This is a genomic window from Paenibacillus sp. FSL W7-1332 (genome assembly GCF_037969785.1).
Taxonomy (GTDB): domain Bacteria; phylum Bacillota; class Bacilli; order Paenibacillales; family Paenibacillaceae; genus Paenibacillus_AQ.
This window is the reverse complement of sequence record NZ_CP150209.1, coordinates 6,827,677-6,851,786: the sequence shown is the minus strand read 5'-3', so window position 1 is coordinate 6,851,786 and position 24,110 is coordinate 6,827,677. Positions and strand designations below refer to the sequence as shown.

General features: G+C 37.0%; 18 protein-coding genes. 16 read left to right on the top strand and 2 right to left on the bottom strand.

Going from position 1 to position 24,110, the window contains the following annotated elements; translation table 11 throughout:
• Window positions 1–530 precede the first annotated feature (530 nt).
• Window positions 531–1,577 carry an acyltransferase family protein gene (locus MKX98_RS31235; RefSeq protein ID WP_339220242.1) on the bottom strand — a complete coding sequence of 349 codons (1,047 nt, stop codon included), beginning with the start codon at window positions 1,575–1,577 and terminating at the stop codon, window positions 531–533.
• A gap of 357 nt (window positions 1,578–1,934) precedes the next feature.
• On the opposite strand from MKX98_RS31235, the gene galU reads away from it, so the two are divergent.
• Window positions 1,935–2,807 carry a UTP--glucose-1-phosphate uridylyltransferase GalU gene (gene galU / locus MKX98_RS31230; protein ID WP_339220240.1) on the top strand — a complete coding sequence of 291 codons (873 nt, stop codon included), beginning with the start codon at window positions 1,935–1,937 and terminating at the stop codon, window positions 2,805–2,807.
• Window positions 2,808–2,879: 72 nt separating this feature from the next.
• Here the strand turns inward: galU and MKX98_RS31225 are convergent, their stop codons facing one another.
• Window positions 2,880–5,339 (bottom strand): O-antigen ligase family protein, encoded by a 2,460-nt coding sequence (locus tag MKX98_RS31225; RefSeq protein ID WP_339220238.1) that lies wholly within the window; start codon window positions 5,337–5,339, stop codon window positions 2,880–2,882.
• 54 nt (window positions 5,340–5,393) lie between these two features.
• On the opposite strand from MKX98_RS31225, the gene MKX98_RS31220 reads away from it, so the two are divergent.
• The 15 genes from MKX98_RS31220 (at window position 5,394) to MKX98_RS31150 (ending at window position 24,100) form a co-directional block, all read left to right on the top strand.
• Window positions 5,394–6,725 carry a glycosyltransferase family 4 protein gene (locus MKX98_RS31220; protein ID WP_339224621.1) on the top strand — a complete coding sequence of 444 codons (1,332 nt, stop codon included), beginning with the start codon at window positions 5,394–5,396 and terminating at the stop codon, window positions 6,723–6,725.
• A gap of 1 nt (window position 6,726) precedes the next feature.
• Window positions 6,727–7,803, top strand: a complete 1,077-nt coding sequence (locus tag MKX98_RS31215; protein ID WP_339220236.1) for a mannose-1-phosphate guanylyltransferase — start codon at window positions 6,727–6,729, stop codon at window positions 7,801–7,803.
• A 32-nt stretch (window positions 7,804–7,835) separates the two neighbouring features.
• The gene (gene gmd / locus MKX98_RS31210; protein WP_339220234.1) at window positions 7,836–8,810 is read left to right on the top strand and encodes a GDP-mannose 4,6-dehydratase; all 975 of its coding nucleotides are present in this window, start codon (window positions 7,836–7,838) and stop codon (window positions 8,808–8,810) included.
• Between the two features lie 28 nt (window positions 8,811–8,838).
• A complete protein-coding gene (locus MKX98_RS31205) occupies window positions 8,839–9,780 on the top strand; it encodes a GDP-mannose 4,6-dehydratase (RefSeq protein ID WP_213580619.1) in 942 nt (313 codons plus the stop codon).
• The gene (locus MKX98_RS31200; RefSeq protein WP_339220231.1) at window positions 9,777–10,703 is read left to right on the top strand and encodes a GDP-L-fucose synthase; all 927 of its coding nucleotides are present in this window, start codon (window positions 9,777–9,779) and stop codon (window positions 10,701–10,703) included. Before MKX98_RS31205 ends, MKX98_RS31200 begins: the two co-directional genes overlap by 4 nt.
• Before the next feature lie 12 nt (window positions 10,704–10,715).
• Complete coding sequence (locus MKX98_RS31195; protein WP_339220229.1) at window positions 10,716–11,495, top strand: ABC transporter permease; 780 nt, start codon at window positions 10,716–10,718, stop codon at window positions 11,493–11,495.
• On the top strand, window positions 11,495–12,799 hold the full coding sequence (locus MKX98_RS31190) for an ABC transporter ATP-binding protein (RefSeq protein WP_339220227.1): 1,305 nt from the start codon (window positions 11,495–11,497) through the stop codon (window positions 12,797–12,799). The genes MKX98_RS31195 and MKX98_RS31190 overlap by 1 nt, the downstream gene beginning before the upstream one ends.
• Before the next feature lie 4 nt (window positions 12,800–12,803).
• On the top strand, window positions 12,804–14,150 hold the full coding sequence (locus tag MKX98_RS31185; RefSeq protein WP_339220225.1) for a methyltransferase domain-containing protein: 1,347 nt from the start codon (window positions 12,804–12,806) through the stop codon (window positions 14,148–14,150).
• Window positions 14,092–15,741, top strand: coding sequence for a glycosyltransferase family 1 protein (locus MKX98_RS31180; RefSeq protein WP_339220223.1), 1,650 nt, complete (start codon window positions 14,092–14,094; stop codon window positions 15,739–15,741). Before MKX98_RS31185 ends, MKX98_RS31180 begins: the two co-directional genes overlap by 59 nt.
• A 36-nt stretch (window positions 15,742–15,777) precedes the next feature.
• Window positions 15,778–16,674, top strand: coding sequence for a glycosyltransferase family 2 protein (locus tag MKX98_RS31175; RefSeq protein ID WP_339220222.1), 897 nt, complete (start codon window positions 15,778–15,780; stop codon window positions 16,672–16,674).
• The gene (locus MKX98_RS31170; protein ID WP_339220221.1) at window positions 16,671–17,831 is read left to right on the top strand and encodes a glycosyltransferase family 1 protein; all 1,161 of its coding nucleotides are present in this window, start codon (window positions 16,671–16,673) and stop codon (window positions 17,829–17,831) included. The genes MKX98_RS31175 and MKX98_RS31170 overlap by 4 nt, the downstream gene beginning before the upstream one ends.
• Complete coding sequence (locus MKX98_RS31165) at window positions 17,816–18,658, top strand: glycosyltransferase (protein WP_339220220.1); 843 nt, start codon at window positions 17,816–17,818, stop codon at window positions 18,656–18,658. The genes MKX98_RS31170 and MKX98_RS31165 overlap by 16 nt, the downstream gene beginning before the upstream one ends.
• A gap of 30 nt (window positions 18,659–18,688) precedes the next feature.
• A complete protein-coding gene (locus MKX98_RS31160; protein ID WP_339220218.1) occupies window positions 18,689–20,734 on the top strand; it encodes a hypothetical protein in 2,046 nt (681 codons plus the stop codon).
• Window positions 20,735–21,176: 442 nt separating this feature from the next.
• On the top strand, window positions 21,177–22,169 hold the full coding sequence (locus tag MKX98_RS31155; protein WP_339220217.1) for a glycosyltransferase family 2 protein: 993 nt from the start codon (window positions 21,177–21,179) through the stop codon (window positions 22,167–22,169).
• A gap of 1,187 nt (window positions 22,170–23,356) precedes the next feature.
• The gene (locus MKX98_RS31150) at window positions 23,357–24,100 is read left to right on the top strand and encodes a sugar phosphate nucleotidyltransferase (RefSeq protein ID WP_339220216.1); all 744 of its coding nucleotides are present in this window, start codon (window positions 23,357–23,359) and stop codon (window positions 24,098–24,100) included.
• Window positions 24,101–24,110: the final 10 nt, after the last annotated feature.

The window sequence follows — 24,110 nt, the reverse complement described above, 5'->3', positions numbered from 1 at the left end:
CATTTTGAATAAAGAATAAATTTAAAATGAAGTGATATGTATCATTGTGTTGATAGACGAAATAATCTCCGATGTAATACTGTCTTATTGATTGAACTAATGCAACTAATAATAATGTTAGTAGGTGTAACGGATATAATCTGCTGAATCTGAGAACACTATACTCTTTAATTCCAAGTGATTTGCTTGTTAATCTAGCCTTATAAACGTAACAAAAAATGAATCCAGATAAAATGAAAAAAAGATCAACTAAACTATAACCGTATTGATAGAACCAGTATGCTTTACGGCTAAAAGGAAAAGTTTCAGGATTGAAATGCTGATAATGCCAAAAAAAAGCGACTCCGATTGCTGCAAGTCCTCTTAAGCCATCTAATGAGTTTATTCTATTCATAAAATAAGGTATATCCTTCCATTATAATTGATAATATTATAACATTTTATCAGTTGTAATGAGTGAATGTCACTATTCTTAAATATGACGTTGAAAATGTCACTAATTAATATGAATAAAAAGGAGTGATGCCAAGTTAGGCATCACTCCTTTTTGCGTCGGAACGCTTCGTTTCAGCTCGTTCATGGCGGTGCTTGGATCGATAATGGAATAGAAATCCAACGTTCGGCTCGACGATCCACCCGAAGCCGCGTTTGATCCAAGACGAGGATAGCAGCCAAGTCAAGAGGGTGCCGAACAGGATTAGCAGCAGCTTGCCTCCGGTAGACCGGAATGCTTCAAACCAGCTCAGATGCTGCATCGTTTTGACGATGAACCCGTGAAGCAAAAAGACGTACATGGTATTGACCCCCCGGTCGGTGAAGGGAGTATCCGACTTCGGAATGAGGGAGAGGATGCACAGTCCCATGATGACGGTGAAGGCGTAGGTGATCATACGGTAGAAGCCTGCATACCACGAATCCAAGCCAAACTCCAGGTAAGGCATCGCCCCGTAGAACCAGTTAGTTGGCAGGATAGGCGATATGACGTACAGCAAGACAAATCCGGCGGCGAGCAGGATGATCGATAGCAGCTGGAAGGACCGGATCTTGATGGCATCCAGCCATTCCCTTTTGAAAACATATCCGATGAGAAAAAAAGGCAGGAAGTACAGCGTGCGTGAAATGCTCGCGTAATAGTCGACATCAATCGAGTACCCGAGCATGATGGACATCGCGAAACAGAAGACGAGCGGGTATTTGAGCATCAGCAGGTACGGCAGAAGCATTTTCCACAGCATCATGCTGAACAGGAACCACAGGATCCAGTTGGGGTAAAAGTACGTGAAATCGAGCCGATCCAAGCCTTGCATGTAATAGTCGAACAGGGTATAGAGCGTCTCGAATATGAAATACGGTACGACCAGTCCCGACAGCAGGCCGACGTATTGTTTGGGGGATTGAACTCGTTTGGCGAAATAACCGGCGGTGAAAATAAATAGTGGCATATGAAACGAGTAAATGAACTGATAGATCGTTCCCATCGTTGGTTCGCCATTAAACGGCTCGATGAGATGCCCCACGACCACTAACAGGATCAGTATGAATTTGAGGTTATCAAAATAGGCGTCTCTCTCTTTCATCAGGTAACCAGCTCCTTTGGCTTTTTGGTCCATCGAAGTTTCGTACTAGTATATCGGAGGGGGCTTGGTCATTTCTATGGATAAAACTGGATTTTATAATCTGGGTTATCGGATTCAGTTTGTGAAAGTAGTGCTGACAACCGATAAAAGACCGAGGAAGTCATTCTACGCTGTTGGAAATACGACTTAAGGTGGAAGAGGAATTTCGGAGGACACAAGCGGCCGATGTCCGGCGGAAAGTCACGATTCATAAGTCGTCTGATTTTGACAATAACCGATTTTAATCGAAGGTTGGTTGGTACTCATGGTACAATGGCATCAATATATTGGGAGACTTACAGGAATGGAGAAGATAGGATGAACATTCGTAAAGCGATCATACCCGCCGCTGGACTTGGTACGCGGTTCCTGCCAGCCACGAAAGCGATGCCGAAAGAGATGCTACCCATTGTGGACAAGCCGACCATACAATACATCATCGAAGAAGCGGTCGCTTCCGGCATTGAGGACATTATTATTGTGACGGGTAAGGGGAAGCGGGCGATTGAGGATCATTTTGATTCTTCATTTGAGCTGGAACATAACCTAGCTGAGAAAGGGAAATGGAACCTCCTCGAAGAAGTGCGCAAGCCCTCCAACATGGCAGATATCCACTATATTCGGCAAAAAGAGCCCAAGGGACTAGGTCATGCCATTTGGTGCGCACGCAAATTCATCGGGGACGAGCCGTTTGCGGTGCTTCTCGGCGACGACATCGTGGAGTCGGAAGTACCCTGCCTAAAACAGATGATGAAGGTCTACGACACTTACCAATCTGCCATTGTGGGCGTTCAGCCCGTCGATTGGAATGAAGTCGATCGTTACGGGATCGTAGATGGACTTCAGAAAGCAGATCGAATCTATGAAACATCGAGATTAGTAGAGAAACCGTCTCGTGCGGAGGCACCATCCAACCTGGCCATCATGGGCCGTTACATTTTGCCGCCGGATATTTTCGACATGCTGGAGAATCAGGAGGTAGGGAAGAACGGTGAGATACAACTGACCGATGCGCTCTCCACCTTAGCTCATCACAGCCCGATCTATGCGTATCACTTTGACGGAATACGTCATGATGTCGGCGAAAAGTTGGGATTTATTGAAACCAGCATTCATTATGCATTGCAGCGGGAAGATTTGAGAGAAGATTTGATTGCATATTTAAGTGGGGTTTTGACGAAAGTTCGGTAGAAGCAAATTTGACACAATAGAAAGGGGGGGCCGTTGGGTAGAGAATTTCTACCACAACTGCCCCCTTTTTAATTAGAATTGAAGATCAGCAAGCTGCTGAACACTTTCCTTCGCATTCGGATCAACTTGGGTTAGTTTCCCCATAAGGGCATCATCACTCAAGTTTTGTTTTTGTAATGCTGCCAGATACCAACGTACAATCTCCTGCTGGGTTGTCTGTGAGAGATCTTCTTGTATGCCAAGCTTAAGAGTTTCTGATGCTTGCTCTGGTTGATTCATCATGTAGTACATTTTGCCTGTATGGAGGATCATGTCGGGTGTGTTTTCAAATGAGCGCCCTTGCAATTGACCTTCCGGTAATGTAGCCAAATGCTGAATACCTGTCTGAACCTTGGCAAATGTTTCAGTTGCTTGCTTGAAGTACTTGTCTTTCGTTGCTGCGTCTCCAGCCCCAAGTGCCTTCATCCCTAGATCATAACCTTTATTGATAATCTGTTCGGACCAGCTAATGTCCCATTTAAATTTATAGGCATTATTGATAAGTACTTCATAAGCTTGCTCCGGTTGCTGTTTCATTTCGTAACTTTCAATTAATCGACTAAGCATAGATTTGTTATATGGTTCAGATTTTAACGCTTTATTAAGTAAATCAACAGATGCGTTATAAAAATTTTCATCTTGATTTTGCTTATATATAGTCTGATAGAGTGATGCGGTTAACAGTACCGAATCGGGATGGCTCGGGCGTATGCTCAGGTCTTTATCAAGGGGAGCCTTAATTTCCTCAAATGAAGAGCTGACCTGAACGATTCTGCTTGCTTCCATTCCCGAGTCGGCGGCTTGTACATACCGGATAGATGTAATCATAACAAGAATAGCGCAAAGCCCAACGATTGCACTATATGCACCTCTGGCCGTTGAATCTTTGAGGCTCCAATTTTTCACTGGCTTATTATCCATTACGGCTGCCATTCCGCCAAGTCCCAGAAATACTAGGATTCCCATGAACACGTAACTCATGTTAAAGTCCAAAATACTATGAATCAAAATGGAAAGGACGATGATGAGATAAAGAAAGTGACTGTTACGTTCGTCTTCATTTCCTTTGATATAACCTCGAATATACTTGTAGAAAATATACAGGATAAACGACATGAATATCACAAATCCGACAATTCCAACTTCGATCAAGTACTGCAAAAAGAAGTTATGCGCTTGACGGCTTGTATATGGGTTGTTCTGATATTGCTCATAGAGTGAAGCCCATGCTCCGCCTCCGGCTCCGATGATCGGATAGTCAGACAGCACCTTCATGGCGTCTTTATAGAATGTAAAACGTTCCAGAACACTATGCTGATTAAAGTTAATATTTTCGAGTCGGACGCTGATGTTTTGCGGTAGTATATTTTTCAATCCGGTACCGATGAATAGGAAGATCAGCAAGCCTCCAATGGCAACGGAACCTAGTGGAATCCATAAGGTGGAGGTTTTTTTAACCGACCAATTGTCTAAAGACCGTTCAAGTTTGGGAGTAATAAAACTTTGTATAACCCATCCAAGCAGTCCTACAATAGCGGACGCACCAAGCAAAATTCCCCAGCCCTTAAGGGCATCACTGCTGCTAAAGGCCTCATTTAACTTTAACCCCAGCTCTGTTACCGGTTTGGAAATGATCAGTGAAGTCAACCCTGCTATACCACAGTACAGGATCCACAATAATTGTTTAGCTGGCTTCAGGAATAGGAGTAACAGAACAAACACAACAGGTAACATCACCAGACCGCCCCGGGACAACGTCAAGAGCAGCGATACAATGATGGGTACCAGCATGAAGCTATGAAAGGCTTGACCGTACCATTTTCGAGATGTCGTAATGAAAAAGACCGCTGCGAAAAGGAATGCCATGAGAAAAGCGGCATAAGTATTCGCGTACTGGAACACCGAAGTCAGACGCAGACCGTTAGAGTCAGTCATGACGGCGTGGGTATACGTGCCGTTTAAAACGGTATTGGAAAACCATTTCGCAATGGCGCCCGCTGTCTTGCCTTGGCCAAACCAGTTGAGTAAGCCGAATCCCACGATCAGATAAGAAACCGTCATAATCGTGATTTGAATCATTCGATTCCCCAAATTCTCGCGTAACACATATAATCCGATGATAAACATTATGGCGTAGATACAATTGATGATGACCATATTCATGGCAAGAACATGGGAGGCGGCGCTAATGAGTGAGAGTATGTAAGTTAGGGGGAGTAAAAATACACCCACGGCCAGCCAATCTTTTTGATCTTTGAATCGGATGCTTTTATAGGAATGAGCAATCCAGAGAAATAGTAGTAGACAAGCCAAGATAGCAGCCCAGAAAATCGGTTTCTCAAATACTAACATTTGTCCGTTAAATAGAGCCGTCTGGAATGGCGTCCAGGCTAGAAACAGAATTATTCCTGATATTAACACCCAAAACAAAACCGATCTCGTCTCACCTTTTCTCGACGTGGCGGCTTTTTTACCGTATACTGGATTCGACAACGTATTTAGCTCCTTTTCTTGTAGATACGACAATATTCTAGCATAATGAGAGGAATGGAGCTAGATTCCTGTTCTACGTATATTTGTTATCCGGTGGTGTTGTATATTAAAAAGGTAATATATCAGTTTACATATAAGTTAGCAGTATTAACAAAGCCTCTTATAACTCGCTTGTTATCTCCCGGCTTTAGGCAAAGGGTGAAAAGGGCGCTTTTGAAGAAAGCTTATCCTCTAGAAAAGAGTCAAGATCAAAGTTACAGCAATAACCTGGAAAAGGGTGTTAATCTACTGGGCTATTCACGAGCGGAGATGGGGATTGGAGAATCATGTCGAATAGCTGCTAATAGTATGAATTCCGCGGGTATCCCTTTTGGAATTATTAATTTCAAGGGCACGAATAGTGCTAGAATGTCTGACCTTACATGGTCGTCGAAGGAAATTGGAGAACCTAAATACAACATTAACTTATTTCATATTAATGCTGAACAAATGATGGAGGTCTACGCTCAATATGGAAATTCGTTGTTCCAAAATCGATATAATATCGGCTTTTGGCATTGGGAGTTACCGGATTTTCCAGATGAATGGTTAGAGGCTTTTGATCTTGTTGATGAAATCTGGGCTCCCTCTACATTTGTGGCAGATTCAATAGCCATGAAAAGTCCTGTTCCTGTGGTGAAAATACCGCATTCCATTCAGGTTAGCATAAATGAAGTTCGTAATAGGGAGTTCTTTGGTCTACCCGATGGAGTCTTTCTGTTTTTATCTATGTATGATGTGAAGAGTTATCAAGAACGGAAGAACCCCAAGGCCTCGATCGAAGCATTTAAAAAAGCGTTTAAGCCTGAAGATAGCTCTGTTGGATTGGTTTTGAAGGTGAACTCTTATAATAGCAGCAAAACTGAACTAGACGAGCTTGATGAACTTATTAGTAATTATCAAAATATTTATCTTATAAAGGATACTATTAGCCGCAATGATATAAATGCTTTGATTTCAATTATAGATTGTTTTATATCACTTCATCGAAGCGAGGGATTTGGATTAGGACTTGCTGAAGCAATGTTTTTGGGCAAACCGGTAATTGGAACCAATTGGTCTTCAAACACTGATTTTATGAATACCAGCAATTCGTGTCTAGTTGATTATCACATAGTTCAGGTAGGAAAGGATTATGGGCCTTATAAGGCTTATCAATCATGGGCAGATCCGGATCTAACACATGCAGCTTTTTTTATGAAGAAGCTTGTTACAGATACTAGCTATTACAATCATATTGCTGAAAAAGGTAGAGAATATATAAGAACCAACTATTCTCCCGAAGAAGTCGGACAATTAATCAATAGACGTCTTGACTATATTTATAAATGGAAATTCGGAGGGTAACATGACAATTACTTGTGTATTGATGGCTGGTGGAAAAGGTGAGAGGTTTTGGCCAAAAAGCCGCACTAATCTTCCTAAACAATTTCTAAATATTTCAGGTAATAAATCAATGATTCAGCAGTCAATAGAACGTTTAGAAAGGCTAGTTGATATCTCTCAGGTGTTTGTTGTTACGAATGGACTTTATGCTGAGTTAATTAAGGCGCAAGTTCCTCACCTGCCGCATGATAATATAATTATTGAACCTGTGGGTAGAAATACTGCACCGTGTATAGGATTAGCATCTATTATTATTGAGGAGAGATTCCTAGAAAGTACCATGATAGTCCTGCCTTCCGATCACATTATTGAAAACGAAGAGGGATTTATAAAGATATTGAAGGCGGGTATAGAGGTAGCTCAGGATGATAAAAGTTTAGTGACTTTAGGGATAAAACCATCATACCCCGAAACAGGGTATGGGTACATCGAGAGCACTGAAAAAAAAGCATTAATTAATGGACTTGAGGTTTATAAAGTAAATAAGTTTGTTGAGAAGCCTGACTTTGAAACAGCCCAAGGATATTTGGAATCAGGGAATTTTTACTGGAACAGTGGGATATTTATTTGGAGAACAAAAGTAATTAGAAACTATTTCAGAGTTTTAATGCCAGATGTTCATGATATATTAGAAACAATGAGATCTGCATTTAAATTTACTAATAGGACTGAAATTATAGAAAGTGAATTTGTTAAGATGCCTGACCAATCTATTGACTATGGTATCATGGAAAAAGTGAATGATATTTTTGTCATTCCGTGTGTATTCGGATGGGATGATGTCGGAAGTTGGACTGCGCTTGAAAGAATAAATGATTTGGATGAAAATGGAAATGTTATTAAAGGCAATATTTTAAATTTGGACACAAAGAGATGTATCATTGAAAGTAATGGAAAATTGATTGCAACATTAGGTATTGAAGATCTAATCGTAGTGGACACAGAAGACGTTACTCTTATATGCACCAAAGACAAGGCACAGGAAGTTAAGATGCTGTTAAAAGAGTTAAGAATGCAGAAATTAGAACAATATTTATAATTTATTTTAACTAATAAGGAGATTCAACTATAATGACTAAAAACGTATTGATTACTGGAATTACAGGGCAAGACGGATCTTACTTGGCTGAGCTTCTGCTTGATAAAGGGTACAAAGTTTATGGATTACGTCGTCGGACCAGTATACCTATGATGGAAAACATAGAGCATATCAAAAATGAAATAGAATTTATCGAAGGAGATTTGTTGGATCAGGGTTCCTTAATGAATGCCGTTCGTAAATCTAATCCAGATGAGGTATATAACCTCGCGGCGCAGTCATTTGTAGCTACATCTTGGGAGCAACCTGTCTTGACTGGTCAAGCCACAGCGATAGGTGTCACTAATATGTTAGAGGCAGTTCGGTTGACAAAACCTGAGGCAAGGTTCTATCAAGCTTCAAGTAGTGAGATGTTTGGTAAAGTTGTTGAAACCCCTCAAAAGGAAAGCACTCCATTTTATCCAAGAAGTCCTTACGGAGTTGCAAAGGTTTATGGTCACTGGATTACTGTTAATTATCGGGAAAGCTACGACATGTATGCATGTTCAGGGATCTTGTTTAATCATGAATCACCTCGTCGTGGTGTTGAGTTTGTTACTCGGAAAGTAACAGATGCAGTAGCTAGAATTAAAATGGGTCTCCAAAACGAATTACGAATGGGCAATCTAGACGCTAAACGTGACTGGGGCTTTGCAGGTGACTATGTCAAAGCGATGTGGCTGATGTTACAGCAAGATAAGCCGGACGATTATGTTATTTCAACAGGCGAAACACATACTGTTCAGGAGCTTGTTGAAATTGCATTTGGACATGCAGGACTGAATTGGGAAGAGTATGTCGTAATTGATCAAAAATTTGTTCGGCCAGCTGAGGTTGATTTGTTGTTGGGAGATAGTACAAATGCTCAGAAAAAGCTTGGTTGGAAGTTGGAAGTTGGTTTTGAAGAACTGGTAAAAATGATGGTGGATAGCGATCTTGCGAAAATCAAAGCTGTAAGTGCTAATTAATAAATAGTTGATAGTGATTATATAAGGTGTGATTATACTGAAAGCATTAATAACCGGTGCGAGCGGATTTGTTGGTGGTTTTTTAACGGAATTCTTAATAGGTAAGGGATTGGATGTTTTAGGAATATCAAGATCAGAGGGTTTCTTAAATAAAGAGAAGAATATCAAGTATCGGTGCGATATACTGAATGCAGATGGATTAGAAAACATACTACAATCATTTCAGCCAGATTATATAATACATCTGGCTGCCCCTGCGTTTATTCCAACCTCTTTAAAACTACCTAAACAAACCTATGACCTAGTATTTCTTGGTACTCTAAATTTATTAGAGTGTGTAAGGAAGTTGGAATTAAATACAAAAATACTTTATGTAAGTTCTGCTGATGTATATGGTAACTCGCTAAATCCGGTATTGTCTGAATTAGACTCATGTAAACCTATTAATCCATATTCCTCTGCAAAAGCATGTGCAGAATTAATGTGCCAACAATATTTTCATTCATATGGAATTGATGTGGTTATTGCACGTCCATTCAATCATACCGGTCCATATCAATCACCTGACTTTGTATGTTCGGATTTTGCTTATCAGATTGCCTCTATGACTGAAAATAGTGAGAAAAAAATATTCACAGGAAACATAGAAGTAAAAAGAGATTTCATGGACGTGAGGGATGTCGTTGATGCCTATTATAAGTTACTGACTTATGGCCAAAGCGGCGAAATATATAATGTGAGTTCGGGTCGAGCTTCTTCGATACGAGAGATAATAACAATGCTCTTTAATCATGCTGGGATAACAAAGTACGAAATAGTTACGGACCCTCAAAAAGTAAGAAGTAATGATGTGCCTATTAGAATTGGGGATAGAACGAAGATATTTCAGCACACGGGATGGAAGCCCGTATATGTACTCAATGAAACGATCGAAGATTTGTACCGATATTGGAAGGAGCAGTTACATTGAAAAATGATCGCATTATTGTCACTGGAGGAGCAGGCTTCTTAGGTTACCATGTTGTAAAGAAGTTGGAACTGATGGGATGTCAAAATATATTCATAACTCGTAGTAAAGAGTATGATTTAGTTACTGAAAGTGGAATCAAAAAAATGTTTGAAGATCTAAAACCTGATTATATTATTCATTTAGCAGCTGTAGTTGGAGGAATTGGTGCTAATCGTCTGAATCCTGGAAAGTATTTTTACGATAATCTAATGATGGGCACTCAGCTTATTGAACAGTCAAGGATCTATAATATTAAAAAATTTATAGGTGTAGGCACAATATGTGCATATCCGAAATTCACACCTGTCCCATTTAAAGAGGATGATCTCTGGATGGGGTATCCTGAAGAAACAAACGCTCCTTATGGGCTAGCAAAAAAAATGATGTTAGTTCAGTCCCAAGCATATAGAGAGCAATATGGACTCAACTCGATCTATCTTCTTCCTGTTAATTTGTATGGCCCGAGAGATAATTTTGATCCTAGTACTTCACATGTAATTCCGGCATTGATTAAGAAGTGTGTTGATGCCATTAATAGTGGTGAAAATACTATAACAGTATGGGGAACTGGTCAAGCAACTAGAGAGTTTCTGTATGTTGAAGATGCGGCAGAAGGTATTGTGAAAGCAACGGAGTTATACAATGGAAGTCAGCCAGTTAATTTAGGAGCTGGACATGAAATTTCTATTATGGAACTAGTTGGGAAAATCGCTGAAATGACTGGTTTCAAAGGGAATATTATCTGGGACGATACTAAACCCGATGGCCAACCTAGAAGATGTTTAGATACGACTAGAGCATACACCGAATTTGGTTTCAAAGCTCAGACTAGCTTCGATGAAGGGTTAAGAAAAACTATTGATTGGTATAGATCAAATAATTAGGTGGGAACAAGCATGAGTATCTGGAAATACAGAAAATATTTATGGGATAATTCTATTCTGGAACTACGTAATCGATATGCGGGTTCTTCTCTAGGATCATTGTGGAATATAATCCAACCTCTGCTCCAGATACTTGTGTATACATTTGTTTTTTCTCAAGTTATGGCAGCCAAATTACCAGGTACTGAGTCAACTACTGCGTTCACAATCTATCTATGTGCAGGACTTATTCCTTGGTTTTCGTTTTCAGAAATTATTATGCGTGGTAGTAATGCTTTTATTGAAAACTCAACGTATCTTAAAAAGTTGGATATTCCAGAATTTATATTTTTATTAAAAGTTGCTTTAACATCAACTATAGTATTGTTTATTTCCATGTCTATTTTATTTGTAGTTGTATTTTTTTTGGGAGGGACCATTACTTATTTGTGGTTGCTTGTTCCAATTGTATTAATCTTACTAGCACTAATGGGGCTTGGATTAACTTTTTCATTCGCATGTATAAATGTATTTTTTAAAGATTTTGGGCAGCTGCTAAATACATTGATTCAACTATGGATGTGGTTAACTCCTATTGTTTATGTTAAGGACATGCTTCCGGAATTCTTCTCTCAATTTGTCGTGTATAACCCTCTATATGTTTATATAGATTCTTTGCATAAAATCATTGTGTTTTCTGAATTTCCAACTGTCTATTCTTGGATGCAAATGAGTTTGTTTTCAAGTATTACTATGATTATAGGGTTATTGACTCTAAAAAAATTACGCTCTGAAATAAGGGATGTTGTGTAATGGAAAAGGCTATAGAAGTTAAAAATATCACTAAAAAATATAAACGCTACTCTAATCCTATGCACAGATTAGCAGAATGGATGAGTGCAGGGTCGATAAAAAAACACGAAGACTTTTGGGCACTAAAAGATGTAAGTTTTTCGGTAAGTAAAGGAGAGTGTCTAGGTATAATAGGACACAATGGTGCTGGAAAAAGCACCATACTTAAAGTTCTTTCGAAATCTCTTTGGCCAACTAGTGGATCTATTGTCACTCACGGAAATGTGGTGTCTTTGTTAGAGTTGGGAACAGGATTCCATCCTGAATTAAGTGGATTGCAGAATATTTATACCAGTGGGAAGTTACTGGGTTTTTCTGAGGACTATTTAAAAGGGAAACTGCAATCAATAATTGAATTTTCGGAGCTAGGCGATTTTATACATCAACCTGTTAAATCGTATTCATCGGGGATGTATGTTCGGTTAGCTTTTTCACTTTTCGCGAATTTGGAGCCAGATATTTATATAGTGGATGAAGCACTCTCTGTAGGTGACATTTTTTTTCAACAAAAATGTTTTGAATTTTTGAGGAAACTTAAAGAGGATGGAACTGCTATACTTCTGGTCACACATGATATGCAGACTGTAAAAAAATTCTGTGATAGAGTTATTATTTTAAGTGACGGCGAAGTAGTTGATGAAGGAACTCCTCTAGACATGGTAAATCTATTTTATACAATGGATAAAAAATCAAAGACTGTTCAGAACACCGACAATACTTATTCGTACCAAATAGAAACTACTAATTCCCCACAGATTCATATTCCTTTGCAAAGTAGAGTGAATATAGAGAATGCTATGGGAATCCGCCGTGGTAATCAGGACGTCAAAATACTAGGTGCTAACATTGTTGATACAGATAATAATGAAATCAGAACCGCGGACACAGGAGATTTAATCACGCTAAATATATATGCTGAAGTAATGAAAGACATTTCGGATTTAACTTTTACATTTCAATTTTCCGATCGACATAATACAGTGGTTTTTGGACAGAACTCTTACATGTTAGATAAAAGAAAATTAAAAGCCATAAAAGGTCAAATTATTAAGGCTTCGTTTGAAATAGAAATGAACCTATTCCAAGGTTTATATACTGTAATGGTTGGCGCCTCTGATTGTCAAACTGAGGTTGGGAATATTATTTATGATTGGGTTGAGGGATGTACCACCTTAGAAATTATGAGGCCGGCATGGAGAACATTTCATGGAGTCGCGTATATGAATTCGAAATTCTATATTGAGAGCAACTCGATGGAGGAGTAAAGCTATGGCGGATAAAATAGATGTAATGTCTTGTTGGTGTGGCTCGTCAGACTTAGAGTATTATTCTTCAGAATATGTGCGGTGTAGATCATGTAGTACATTAATCAATAGTCCAAGGTACGATAATAGTTTTTTTAAAGTAACCGATGAAGAAGAATCTTATTATGGGAAAAAATATTGGCTAGAACATCAACTAGAAGATCTAGGGTTACACTCCGTTATGGATAGAACACGATTAGACCTTTCTGGGCGATGCATACACTGGCTTAAATGTGTGTTGAACTATCTTTCTCCAAAAGATGTAACACTAGAATTAGGGTTCGGATCTGGGGGCTTAATAGCTTTATTAGATACTCTTGGATATAAGAGTATGGGATTAGAGTTAAGTGAATGGTTAGTAGACTATGTTAAAAATATCTATAGGATTAATGTTAAACAAGGTAGTATTGATGATTATGAAGGGGAACCTAAAAAATTTGATTCCATAATGTTATTTGATGTAATGGAACATTTACCGGATCCCTTATCTACAATACAGCATATCAGTGAATTAATAACAGATGAAGGATACTTGTTTATTCAGACTCCATGTTTCAGAAATAATGATTATTCCATGAATGAATTAGTTTCTAAAAATGATCCTTTTTTATCAATGATGATCGATCAGGAGCATTTATATCTATATACTGAAAGTAGTTTGAAAGCACTATTGAGAAAATTTGGTTTTGAGTATTTTCACATGGAACAACCTTTATTTGAGTACGATATGTTTTTAGTCGCCTCAAAAAAATCGATCGTAAGAAATGATTATCAAAAAGTTGAAGAGATATTAGAAGGTTCAAGAGAAGGAAGAATCATTTTAGCACTTATTGAAGTGTACAATAAGCAATTGGCCATGGAGGAACAGGCTGTTTTAAGATTGCAATCAATTCAGAAATTAGAGTCTTGGCTGCAGGAAAGTGAAAAAGATAGGAAAGACAGATTAGACTCAATAGTGGAGTTAGAGAAGAAGCTCGTTGAGTCCGAAGTTGATCGAAAGAATAGGTTGAATTTAATTAATGAACTTCAGGTTCGATGTCAGGAGTCAGAAAAAGATAGAGATGAAAGATTGAGCTTAATACGAACTCTTGAGACGTTGAATTCAGAGTTATCTATGCAAATGAAGAATAGTATAGAATTGGGAAATAAAGAAATTTATAAGATAAAGGAAAATTTGAAAATTGTTGAAAATGAACTTGAGACTAAAAAACAAGAAAATGAAGTGATTCAGAATAAATACGATAAACTAATGCATGCAGTTAGTGAACATTGGCTTGGGAGAATATTATTTAAAAGATATATTAGGGACTAGGTTGGGGGAAAAGATGAACATTGCCATTGATGTAATTCCAATAAGAAACACAGGGGAAATGGGTGGAGCTTTCCAGACGGTTGTAGAATTAATAAAAGGGTTAGCGATGCTTAAGGAAGCAGATAAATATTATTTAATTACTGCTGAATGGAATCATGACTTTTTTGAACCTTTTGAAAAGATGGGAATTGAACGCATACTTCTTAGTAGTTCCCCTAATAATGGGCGGAAAAGCCAAAGTAGATTGTTGTCCAAAATAAAAAGCAAAACCTCTAAATTATTTAAAAAAATAAATTATTTTGATAATAAGAATTATATACTTAAGTCCCGGTCTATCGATGTTCTGTTCTGTCCTATGAGTGCCATTAATTATTCTGAACCAGGGATCCCCATTTTAAGTTTGATTTATGATTTACAGCATGAATATTACCCTCAATTTTTTAGTTCGGAAGAATTAAATCATCGAAAACAATTTTACATTGATATCGCAGAGAAAGTTGACTATGTGGCGTGTATTTCTGAGTTCACTAAAAATTCTTTTGTTGATAAGTTGGATTTCCCTCCCGATAAGGCGGAGGTAATTCATATCAGCATACAAAATCGTGCCAATAATTTAGATGAAAATGAAATTAAAGAAATTATAAATAAATTTGGATTTTCTGAACGGAAATATCTCTATTACCCTGCGAATTTTTGGCAGCATAAAAACCATAGAATTTTGTTAATGGCTATGGCAATTCTGAAGCATAAGCGTCCAGAGTTGGAGCTACACCTGTGTCTAACAGGAAATCTTTTAGGTAAGGAAGAGGAATTTGAAGATATTCTTAGGCAAATGAACTTGAAAGATTGTGTACATCATTGTGGATATATTACTGATAAAGAAGTTGCTGCTTTAATGGCCGGTTCCAGTGCGCTAGTGTTCCCAAGTTTATTTGAAGGGTTTGGAATCCCAATAGCTGAAGCCATGTCTTCGGGTGTTCCAGTTCTTTGTAGCAATAAAACGAGTTTACCTGAAGTCGGTGGAGATGCTGTTCTTTATTTCGATCCAAGGAAACCTGAAGAAATTGCTGAGAGAATCTATGAAGTAATGGCTGATGCAGAGACGCAAAACAGAATGAGAGAAAAGGGCCTTTTACAAGTGATGAAATTTGATAATACTCAAATGATAACACAATATCACAATTTAATAAAAAAGACAGCCAATGGCAAGTCTAACAATAAGTATACTATCCAGGGTTTATACGCGGATGGATGGTCAGGTAAAAAGATCGATATATATTTAAAAAGTAATACCGAAAAAAGTAGAGTTTTGAATGTAGAAGTAAATTTACCACCCTTTAGCCCGAATAAAAAAGTCAAACTTATAATTAAGAATAATAATAAGATTAAAAAGATCAATATCTTTTCAGGTGAAAATATTGTAATAAAGGAAAGTATATCAAAAGAAGCGAAGGAAATCTCGCTTGAAGTAAGTGCTACCTTTATTCCTTCTGAAATTGGACTCCCAGATGATCGGGAGTTAGGGGTTTTAATATCTAAAATGGATATCCAGGGGAATGAAGACGGACATGTGATCAAATCCTTTATATGAATTATTAGTAGTTAAAATTAAAGAAGGTTGGAGAATATGAAAACTAAAATATCTATTGTGACTCCATCTTATAATCAGGGGCATTTTCTAAGAAGAACTTTGGATAGTATTATAGAGCAAAATGTAGAAGGATTGGAGTTAATTGTATTTGATGGTGGCAGTACGGACGATTCGGTTGAAATTTTAGAGAGTTATGGCGATAAGCTGTTTTATACTTCAGAAAAAGATGAGGGTCAATCGGATGCAGTTAATAAGGGTTTTACGAGAGCCAGTGGGGAAATTATAGGTTGGTTGAATTCAGATGATATTTATTATCCTAACGCTTTAAACTCTGTTTTGGAAGTGTTTGAAAAATATCCTGAAGTTGATGTGATATACGGTAAGGCTGACCATATCGATGAATCAGATAAATACATGGAGGACTATTATACTGAAAAATGGGATTATGAAAGGCTTAAAGAAGTGTGCTATATCTGCCAACCGGCTGTTTTCTTTAGGAAAAGTGTTATTGAACAATACGGGGGACTTAATAAGGATCTAAATTACTGTATGGACTATGAGTTTTGGCTTAGGATTGGAAAGGACAAACCTTTTTACTACTTGGAACAAAAATTGGCAGGTTCTAGACTGTATGTAGAAAATAAAACATTAGGAAATAGGGTTGCGGTTCATAAAGAAATAATTTCTATGATTAAAGAAAAATTCAAGACAGTTCCAGAGAGATGGATTTATAATTTAGCACATGTGCTAGCTGAAGAAGAAGGTTTAACTCGTACGAATGGCACTGAAAATTACAAGTTTGTAAGGACAATGGTTAAAAAGTCAGCATTTCTTTTCTTTATTTATCAAAAACACATTCCTATTAGACAGTTTAAAGAAATGATGTCTTGGTTAAGGCATGCTAAAAGAATGGCCTCGGAGGAAGCTCGATGAAAATAGGTTTTGATGTTAGCCAAACAGCAGAAGATATGGCCGGTTGCGGATTTTTCTCGAAACAAATGATATCTCACATATTAGAGCAGGATAAAAAAAATGAATATGTTCTCTATCCTGTCTTTTATGGTTATAGACATCCTAACTATAGACATGCATATTCAAGCAATGATAAGAATGTTAAAAGTTTATTTTTACAACTATCATGGAGTCAAGTAAATAAATTATGGGATAGTGCTAGAGATAAGATGGAGCTCCTCGACTATCCTGATATAGTGCATTCTAATAACTTTAGTTTTCCACTAGAGTTAAATTGCAAGAGAATAATGACAATTTACGACATGGGATACATGGATTGCCCTGAATTTACAACAGAGGAAAACAGAATTGTTTGTTCAAACGGTGCCTTTGAAGCCAGCATTTATGCAGATCATATTGTGACAATTTCTGAGTTTTCCAAAAAATCATTTCTTAAGTTCTTTCCGCATTATCCGGAAGATAGAGTATCAGTTGTATATTTAGGGAACCGTCCTACCTTAAATAAAGTAGAAGATGAATTGATCATAAAAAAAGTTAAGAATAAGTTTAGTTTGGGAGAGTCTTCATTTTGGCTTGGTGTTGGAACCATTGAGCCAAGAAAAAATTATAGCTTTTTGTTAGAGGCGTACTCAGAAATGGTGAAGAATCATAATGAGACGAGACCTTTATATATTGCTGGTGGTAAAGGGTGGCTTGAAAATGATATCCAGGAAAAAATCAAAAAGTTAGGGATTGCTGATAAAACAAAATTCTTGGGATATGTAACTGATGATGAGTTATCTGTTTTATACACTAATTGCCACTCGTTTATTTATCCATCTCTTTATGAGGGGTTTGGTCTTCCTGTGTTAGAGGCAATGAGTTGTGGTGCTCCAGTTATAACAAGTAACAATTCAAGTTTACCTGAGGTAGTAGGTAAGGCGGGTTTTACAATTGATTCTAGAGACGTCAATAGTTTGGTTGAAGCGATGATTAAGATGAATAATGAAGAAATTCGTGAAGAATTAATTCAGAAATCATTAATTCAAGCTGATAAGTTTTCTTGGACACGTGCAAGTGAACAAATGATAGGAATATATGAAAAGGTGATGAGTACTGAACGATGGTTGAAAGATTAACTGATTCGAAACCAACTGTTGCCGTAGTGGTACCAAACCTAAATCAAGGAAGTTATCTAGAAGAGGCATTAGTTAGTATTATATCTCAAGATGGGATAGATATTTATTTAGCAGTATTAGATGCCGGTTCAAGTGACAACTCAAGAAGTATTATCAACAAATACGAGAAGTATATACATTATTGGAGATCTCATCAGGACGATGGCCAAGCTGCTGCTATAAACGAAGGTGTATTCAATCTCCCAAAAACAGATTATGTCTGCTGGCTTAATGCAGATGATGTTTTTATGGAACATGGACTGAGCGATATGGTTCAATTCTTAGAGAAACATAAAAATCTTGTCATGGTATATGCACAAGCATATATAACCGATATGAACAACACTATTATACAATCATATCCAACAGAAGATTTTTCAATTTTAGCTCTATCAAATAACTGTATAATTTGTCAGCCTGCCACGCTAATTAGAAGAGAAGTTTGGGAAAAAGTAGAAGGGGTGAATCCCTCTTTTCATATGTGCATGGACTATGATTTATGGTGGAGGATATCAGAACAGGGTAAGTTGGGATATCTTAGGAAGTATACTGCATTTTCAAGAGATCATAAAAACACTAAAACTAGAAACAATCAAGAACTTCATTTTAGTGAGGCCTTTAATCTATTAAAAAAGTATTTGGGGTATGTGCCATGGGGCTGGGTTAAAAGTTACGCAATCATGATTTTCAGTAAAGAGGGAAGAGAAAAGGGGATATTGTCGAAAATACAAATCAATTTCTTTGCATTAAAATTATTCCTGAAATATCGCTTCAATAATTATAATTAATAGCTTGATAGAGTCTTGAAGCTGACTCGTTTGATAAAAATTGCACAAGGTAAGTATGAGAAAGAAGAAAGGAAACTTATGAAGCTTATTAATTCAAAGAGAAGGCACTTGTTTTATTTCATAGTGATAATAATCTTTTGGACAATATTCACGGGCTATTCATTCTATAAAAGTAATTGGTTTTATCTGGATACACCGACTGTTATCAAAATGTCTAAAGAGGTGTTTATTGATAAAGCTTGGTTGATCCCTGATGGGACTGGGAGATATTTCCCTGTTGTGTACTTTTATTATGGTATAATAAATTATATTTTCGGGGATTCCCCCTTTGGTTTTTATTTTGCACAGAGTGTTATTGTACTAACCTCACTTTTATTAATGTATCTGCTGGTATGTCGGCTTCTTAAAAAGCAACTCATAGGTTTATTATCAGTTCTTTTTTTTCTGCTAAGCTCTCCATTCTATGAGAATGTTTATTCTCTTGGGAAATCAGAACATTTATTACTATTGTTTATTCTCCTGATTTTACACATTATATTAAGCATAATTCAAGCTTCGAGTTTTTTAAAGGTTACTTTACTCTCTATTCTTCTTATTTCACTCACTTTGATAGCTATGTGGGTTAAGGAAACAGCTCTTGTATTATTAGCATTTGGGTTTGCTTTGCTTATATACTCATTATTGTTTTGGTTCAGAAATAAGCAGGAAATCAAGAAAAATAGGCTTAGCAGGGTAACAATTATATTAATATCTATATTTGTTGGTGTAATTAGTAACAGGTTGATTTATAGCGTGATAAATTCATCAGATAGTGGTACATATACTTCCCAATATGATATTAACTTTACTTTAATCAAAAGTAATCTCATCTATTATTTAGCCCAAACTCCAGAGACAATAATAATTACTGGGCTGTGTTTATTTTTTTCTTTATACTATGTTATTTGTGATCTGATCAAAGGAAAATTCTCTATACAGAATGGAGTTGTTTTTTCTTTGGTCGTAATGTCTTTTGGGTACTTGTCGGGACTTTTAATCTGGAGATGGCCTTTTGGATATTATCTTTACGTAGTCTCTGCATTCACAAATACTTCCTTGCTAATATACGTTTACTCTTATATTGTAGATTCCAAAACAAAGCAGAGAAGTACTAGTAAGTTTTTAGTTTTTTCAATTGTAATAGTATTAGTCTTAGCAAAAGCTCACTCACTTAATTACGGGATTTATATAGCTATGACACAAAAAGCTATGGAATCAAATTATAGTGAAGCTATTAAAGAATATACAAAACTAGCTAAACCAAACGAAAATTTATTTGTTACTAATTGGAACTTCTATGAGGAGCCGGTGTATCAGACGAATTTGTTACTCAAAAATCTGGAGCTATCAAGCAACTTAAATGTTAATGGCATAAGAAGTCTTATTGATCCCTCTGTTGAAATAACACCTGAAATTAAATCTTTGTATTCAATAGATGACAATTCTGAGGATACTGAGAGTTATCCTAAAGAAAATGATTATGTATTAGTTTTTAAAGGTAACACTCAGTCTATTTGGCAAGTTAGAGGATTTGGTTTTTTTGAGAATAAATCTAACTATTTCGAAGAATCCAATTGGATACTTAATTTAAAATCTAGTGATGCCTTCTCAGCGAAATCACTATATGTTGATAAAAACAAAAAACTAGGGTTCGGAAAGATGGAACTGAGTTATGAGTTGTTTCAAGTGAAATCTATAGGAGAAAGAACTAGCTGGGAGGGGAAATACTCAGACGGTTGGATAGGGAAAGAGGCGGTATATAAAGTTGAATCTCCTGAAAATGGAGTGCTAAACATAGTAGTAAACTATCCAGGTTATGTTACTACGAATGAAATAAAATTTATTGATTCTAACAATAGGATTATAGAAAGTTTAAAACTAAATAATCAAGGCGTTTATAATTATAGTCTTCCGATTAAAAAGGGGGAAACTATATTAAGATTTAGGATAGATAAAACCTTTAGCCCTATTAAATTAGGTATTAATCAAGATACAAGGGAACTAGGAGCTCAAATTCATATAACTCGGGAGCCTTGATTTTTAGACTATTGTGTAAGTAAAGGTGACACTTAAGGGCTGTGTTGGAGACAGGCCAGCACTGGTAAGATCCGATGCAATGAACGAATTTAAATACAGAATTACGGCCACTACTTCCTTAGAACTCTTAGCTAACTTCTGCGGAGTCATCTTATGATGTTATGCCCTTCACCATGGGCCGAAAGTGATCGCTGATATTCCACATATGAGCACATTACAGACATTACAGAGTAAAGAGTCGATTTTCTAGATCTCTGAATGTTGTACCTTGTCTCCAGCTGTAATAGACACAGGTAAACGCTAATTTGAATTACTGGCTTCATTTTGACAATTAATGACTTGACTAAAGCAGCTTGCCTTTTCGCCAGAATCAGGCCTTTGATTTTGTATTGGGCTTGATAATCCATCATTGAAACCAAAATATTAAATAGGTGATTATAATATGGATAAATTAATATCAGTCGTTATACCAGTTTATAATGAGCAAGAACATATCGAAAGAAGTATTAGTAATATTAACCAAGAAATGTTAAAGACGGGATTTAATTATGAAATAATTATTATTGATGATGGTTCAATAGATCATACTTGGCTGAGAATAAATAACCTGAAGTCTCAGATCCCCCAGATCCGCGCTTTGAAATTTAGTCGCAATTTTGGCAAAGAATCAGCCCTATGTGCTGGCTTAGATAACTCAAAAGGTCATGCAGCAATAATAATGGATTCTGATCTGCAACATCCTCCATACCTCATCCACACAATGATTGAGAAATGGATTAATGAAGATTATGAAGTTGTTGAATGTGTTAAAACAAATCGTGGAAATGAGCCCTTTATTAATAAATTTGGTGCAAAAGTATTTTATAATATTATTGACAAATTAGCAGGTTATGAGCTAAACGGGGCTTCTGATTTCAAACTTTTGGATAGAAAAGTGATAAATGAATGGGGAAAGATGAGAGAAAGAAATGTATTTTTCAGAGGAATGACATCCTGGTTAGGCTTTAAAAAAACTACACTTTCTTTTGAAGTACCAAAGCGTGCTGCTGGAAAATCAACGTGGTCGATTATTTCCCTAATAAAACTGGCGATTAGCGCGATCGTTTCCTTTTCCTCAATTCCTCTAAGATTGGTAACCGTTTTCGGGGCGCTTTTTTTAGGATTAGCATTAGTATTAGGTGGACAAACGCTATACAATAAAATAGTTGGGAATTCAGTAACAGGATTTACCACTGTAATTTTGTTAATATTATTTACTGGAAGTATACTTATGATTTGCTTAGGGATTATTGGTGAATACATTGCTGCAATTTATAATGAGGTTAAACAAAGGCCGCGCTATATTGTTTCTGAAGAACTTCAAGTAATAGGAAAGAGAAAACATAATGTTGAATCATTCGAAGATGAAGATAAAAAAGTCACTGCTGTTATATAAGAATAGCCTTTATAAATTAATCAAATATGGTATTGTAGGATTGATTGGGGCGATAGTCCACATAATATTGACTATCTTTTTTGTTGAAATAATGGACTTGTCACCTATAATTGGCTCTTTTCTGGGATTTATAATAGTTTTAGCTATTTCTTTTTTTCTGAACAAGAGTTGGACTTTTCGAGTAAAAGGAAAAAATACAATTTACTTTTTTAAATACTTGATAGTTTCTTTAACTGGACTAGTAATTAATTTAATTATACTATATTCGACTGTGAATTTATTTAATTGGAGTTATTTCTATGGTATGGGGATCTCCACTATTTTTGTTGCCATAAGTAATTTTGTTATGAATCAGCTATGGACATTTGGTGAAAAGAATAAGGAAGGCGGATAACCAAAGGTTTCTGTTAAGTGCCGAAAGGTATCGGCGAATCCTTTTAACTGTACGATTTGTAATTTAACAGGCTCATGGTTTTGAATAGGTGGACAGGTAGAAAAAATCTCTATAATAAACAAAGGTATGGTTTACATGTGGCTGAAGAAGAAATATGATTATGCATTTATAGTACACGTTGTACTGCGTATCATGTCTGGAGAATCAACTATTGGAAATACAGCCAAAGATCTGCATATTCACTGTACCACTAACAAGCAATATGGATAAAGTGCCTTCCCGGCGGCTCAAAATGGGATGGCTTAATGAGCGCATAGACAAGGACTGAGGCTAAAAAAGGCTATATCTGTGTCGAATTGTTATTCAACCGGTAGATAACGCACTCTTGTTTCAGCTCGTATGTAATGTCTTATAAATATGATTATTAACAGTAGTTCGTTAGACAAACAGTTGTAATTGAGGAAGTTCTAGCTGTCTCTTTTTTAGGGTAAGGTAAAACTTCGACTATTGTTTCTTAGTAGGCTAGCAGAGGGTGTAAATTGTCTGCTAGTTGAGTTCATGTTTGATTTCTTAAGTAATGTTTTATGTCTTGAATTGTTGGTGATGAATCATAGATAAATTCCATTTTAGATAATTTAAAATGAGGGAAAGAGAATTCCTGATGAATAAAAAACAATCCTCTGTTCTAATATCTTATTGTTCAGAGGATCATTCTACAGGATAAGTTCATTTGCATACTGAATTTTCTTAATTTAGGCGGTTATGAAGAAAGAAATATGAGGAGACACTCCGAATGAAAGCGATTATTTTAGCAGGCGGAACAGGCTCACGTCTCTACCCCTTAACCAAAGTCACCAATAAACACCTGCTGCCAGTGGGAGCATATCCGATGATCTTCCACCCTGTATATAAACTCCGTCAAGCTGGCCTTACAGACATACTCATTGTGACGGGGAAGGACCACATGGGGGATGTCGTAAACTTATTGGGCAGTGGTAGTGAAATGGGGGTTTCCTTCACTTACAAAGTGCAGGATGAAGCAGGAGGCATTGCTCAAGCGTTAAACCTCGCAGAGCAATTTGCAGGTGGTGAACCAATCGCTGTCATCCTCGGCGATAACGTGTTTGAGGATGACATCTCCACCTATGTGGCCAACTTCCAAAGTCAAAGATCCGGTGCCAAGATCCTAATCAAGGAAGTTCCTGATCCAAACCGTTTTGGTGTTCCGGAAATACAAGGCAGCCAGATCATTTCTATTGAAGAAAAACCGGAGCATCCCAAGTCCAGCTATGCCGTAACGGGAATATATATGTACGATCACACAGTTTTTGATATCATTAAGACATTGAAACCTTCAGCTCGTGGCGAATTGGAAATCACAGACGTCAACAATGCATATATTAAACAAGGAAAGCTTACCTTTGATGTTCTTCAAGGATGGTGGACGGATGCTGGTACGCATACGTCGCTCGCTCGGGCCAATGAATTGGCTAGAGATGTCCGATTCGGTGATGATTTCGGAAAACTTAAACTGTAGTTAGGGAGGA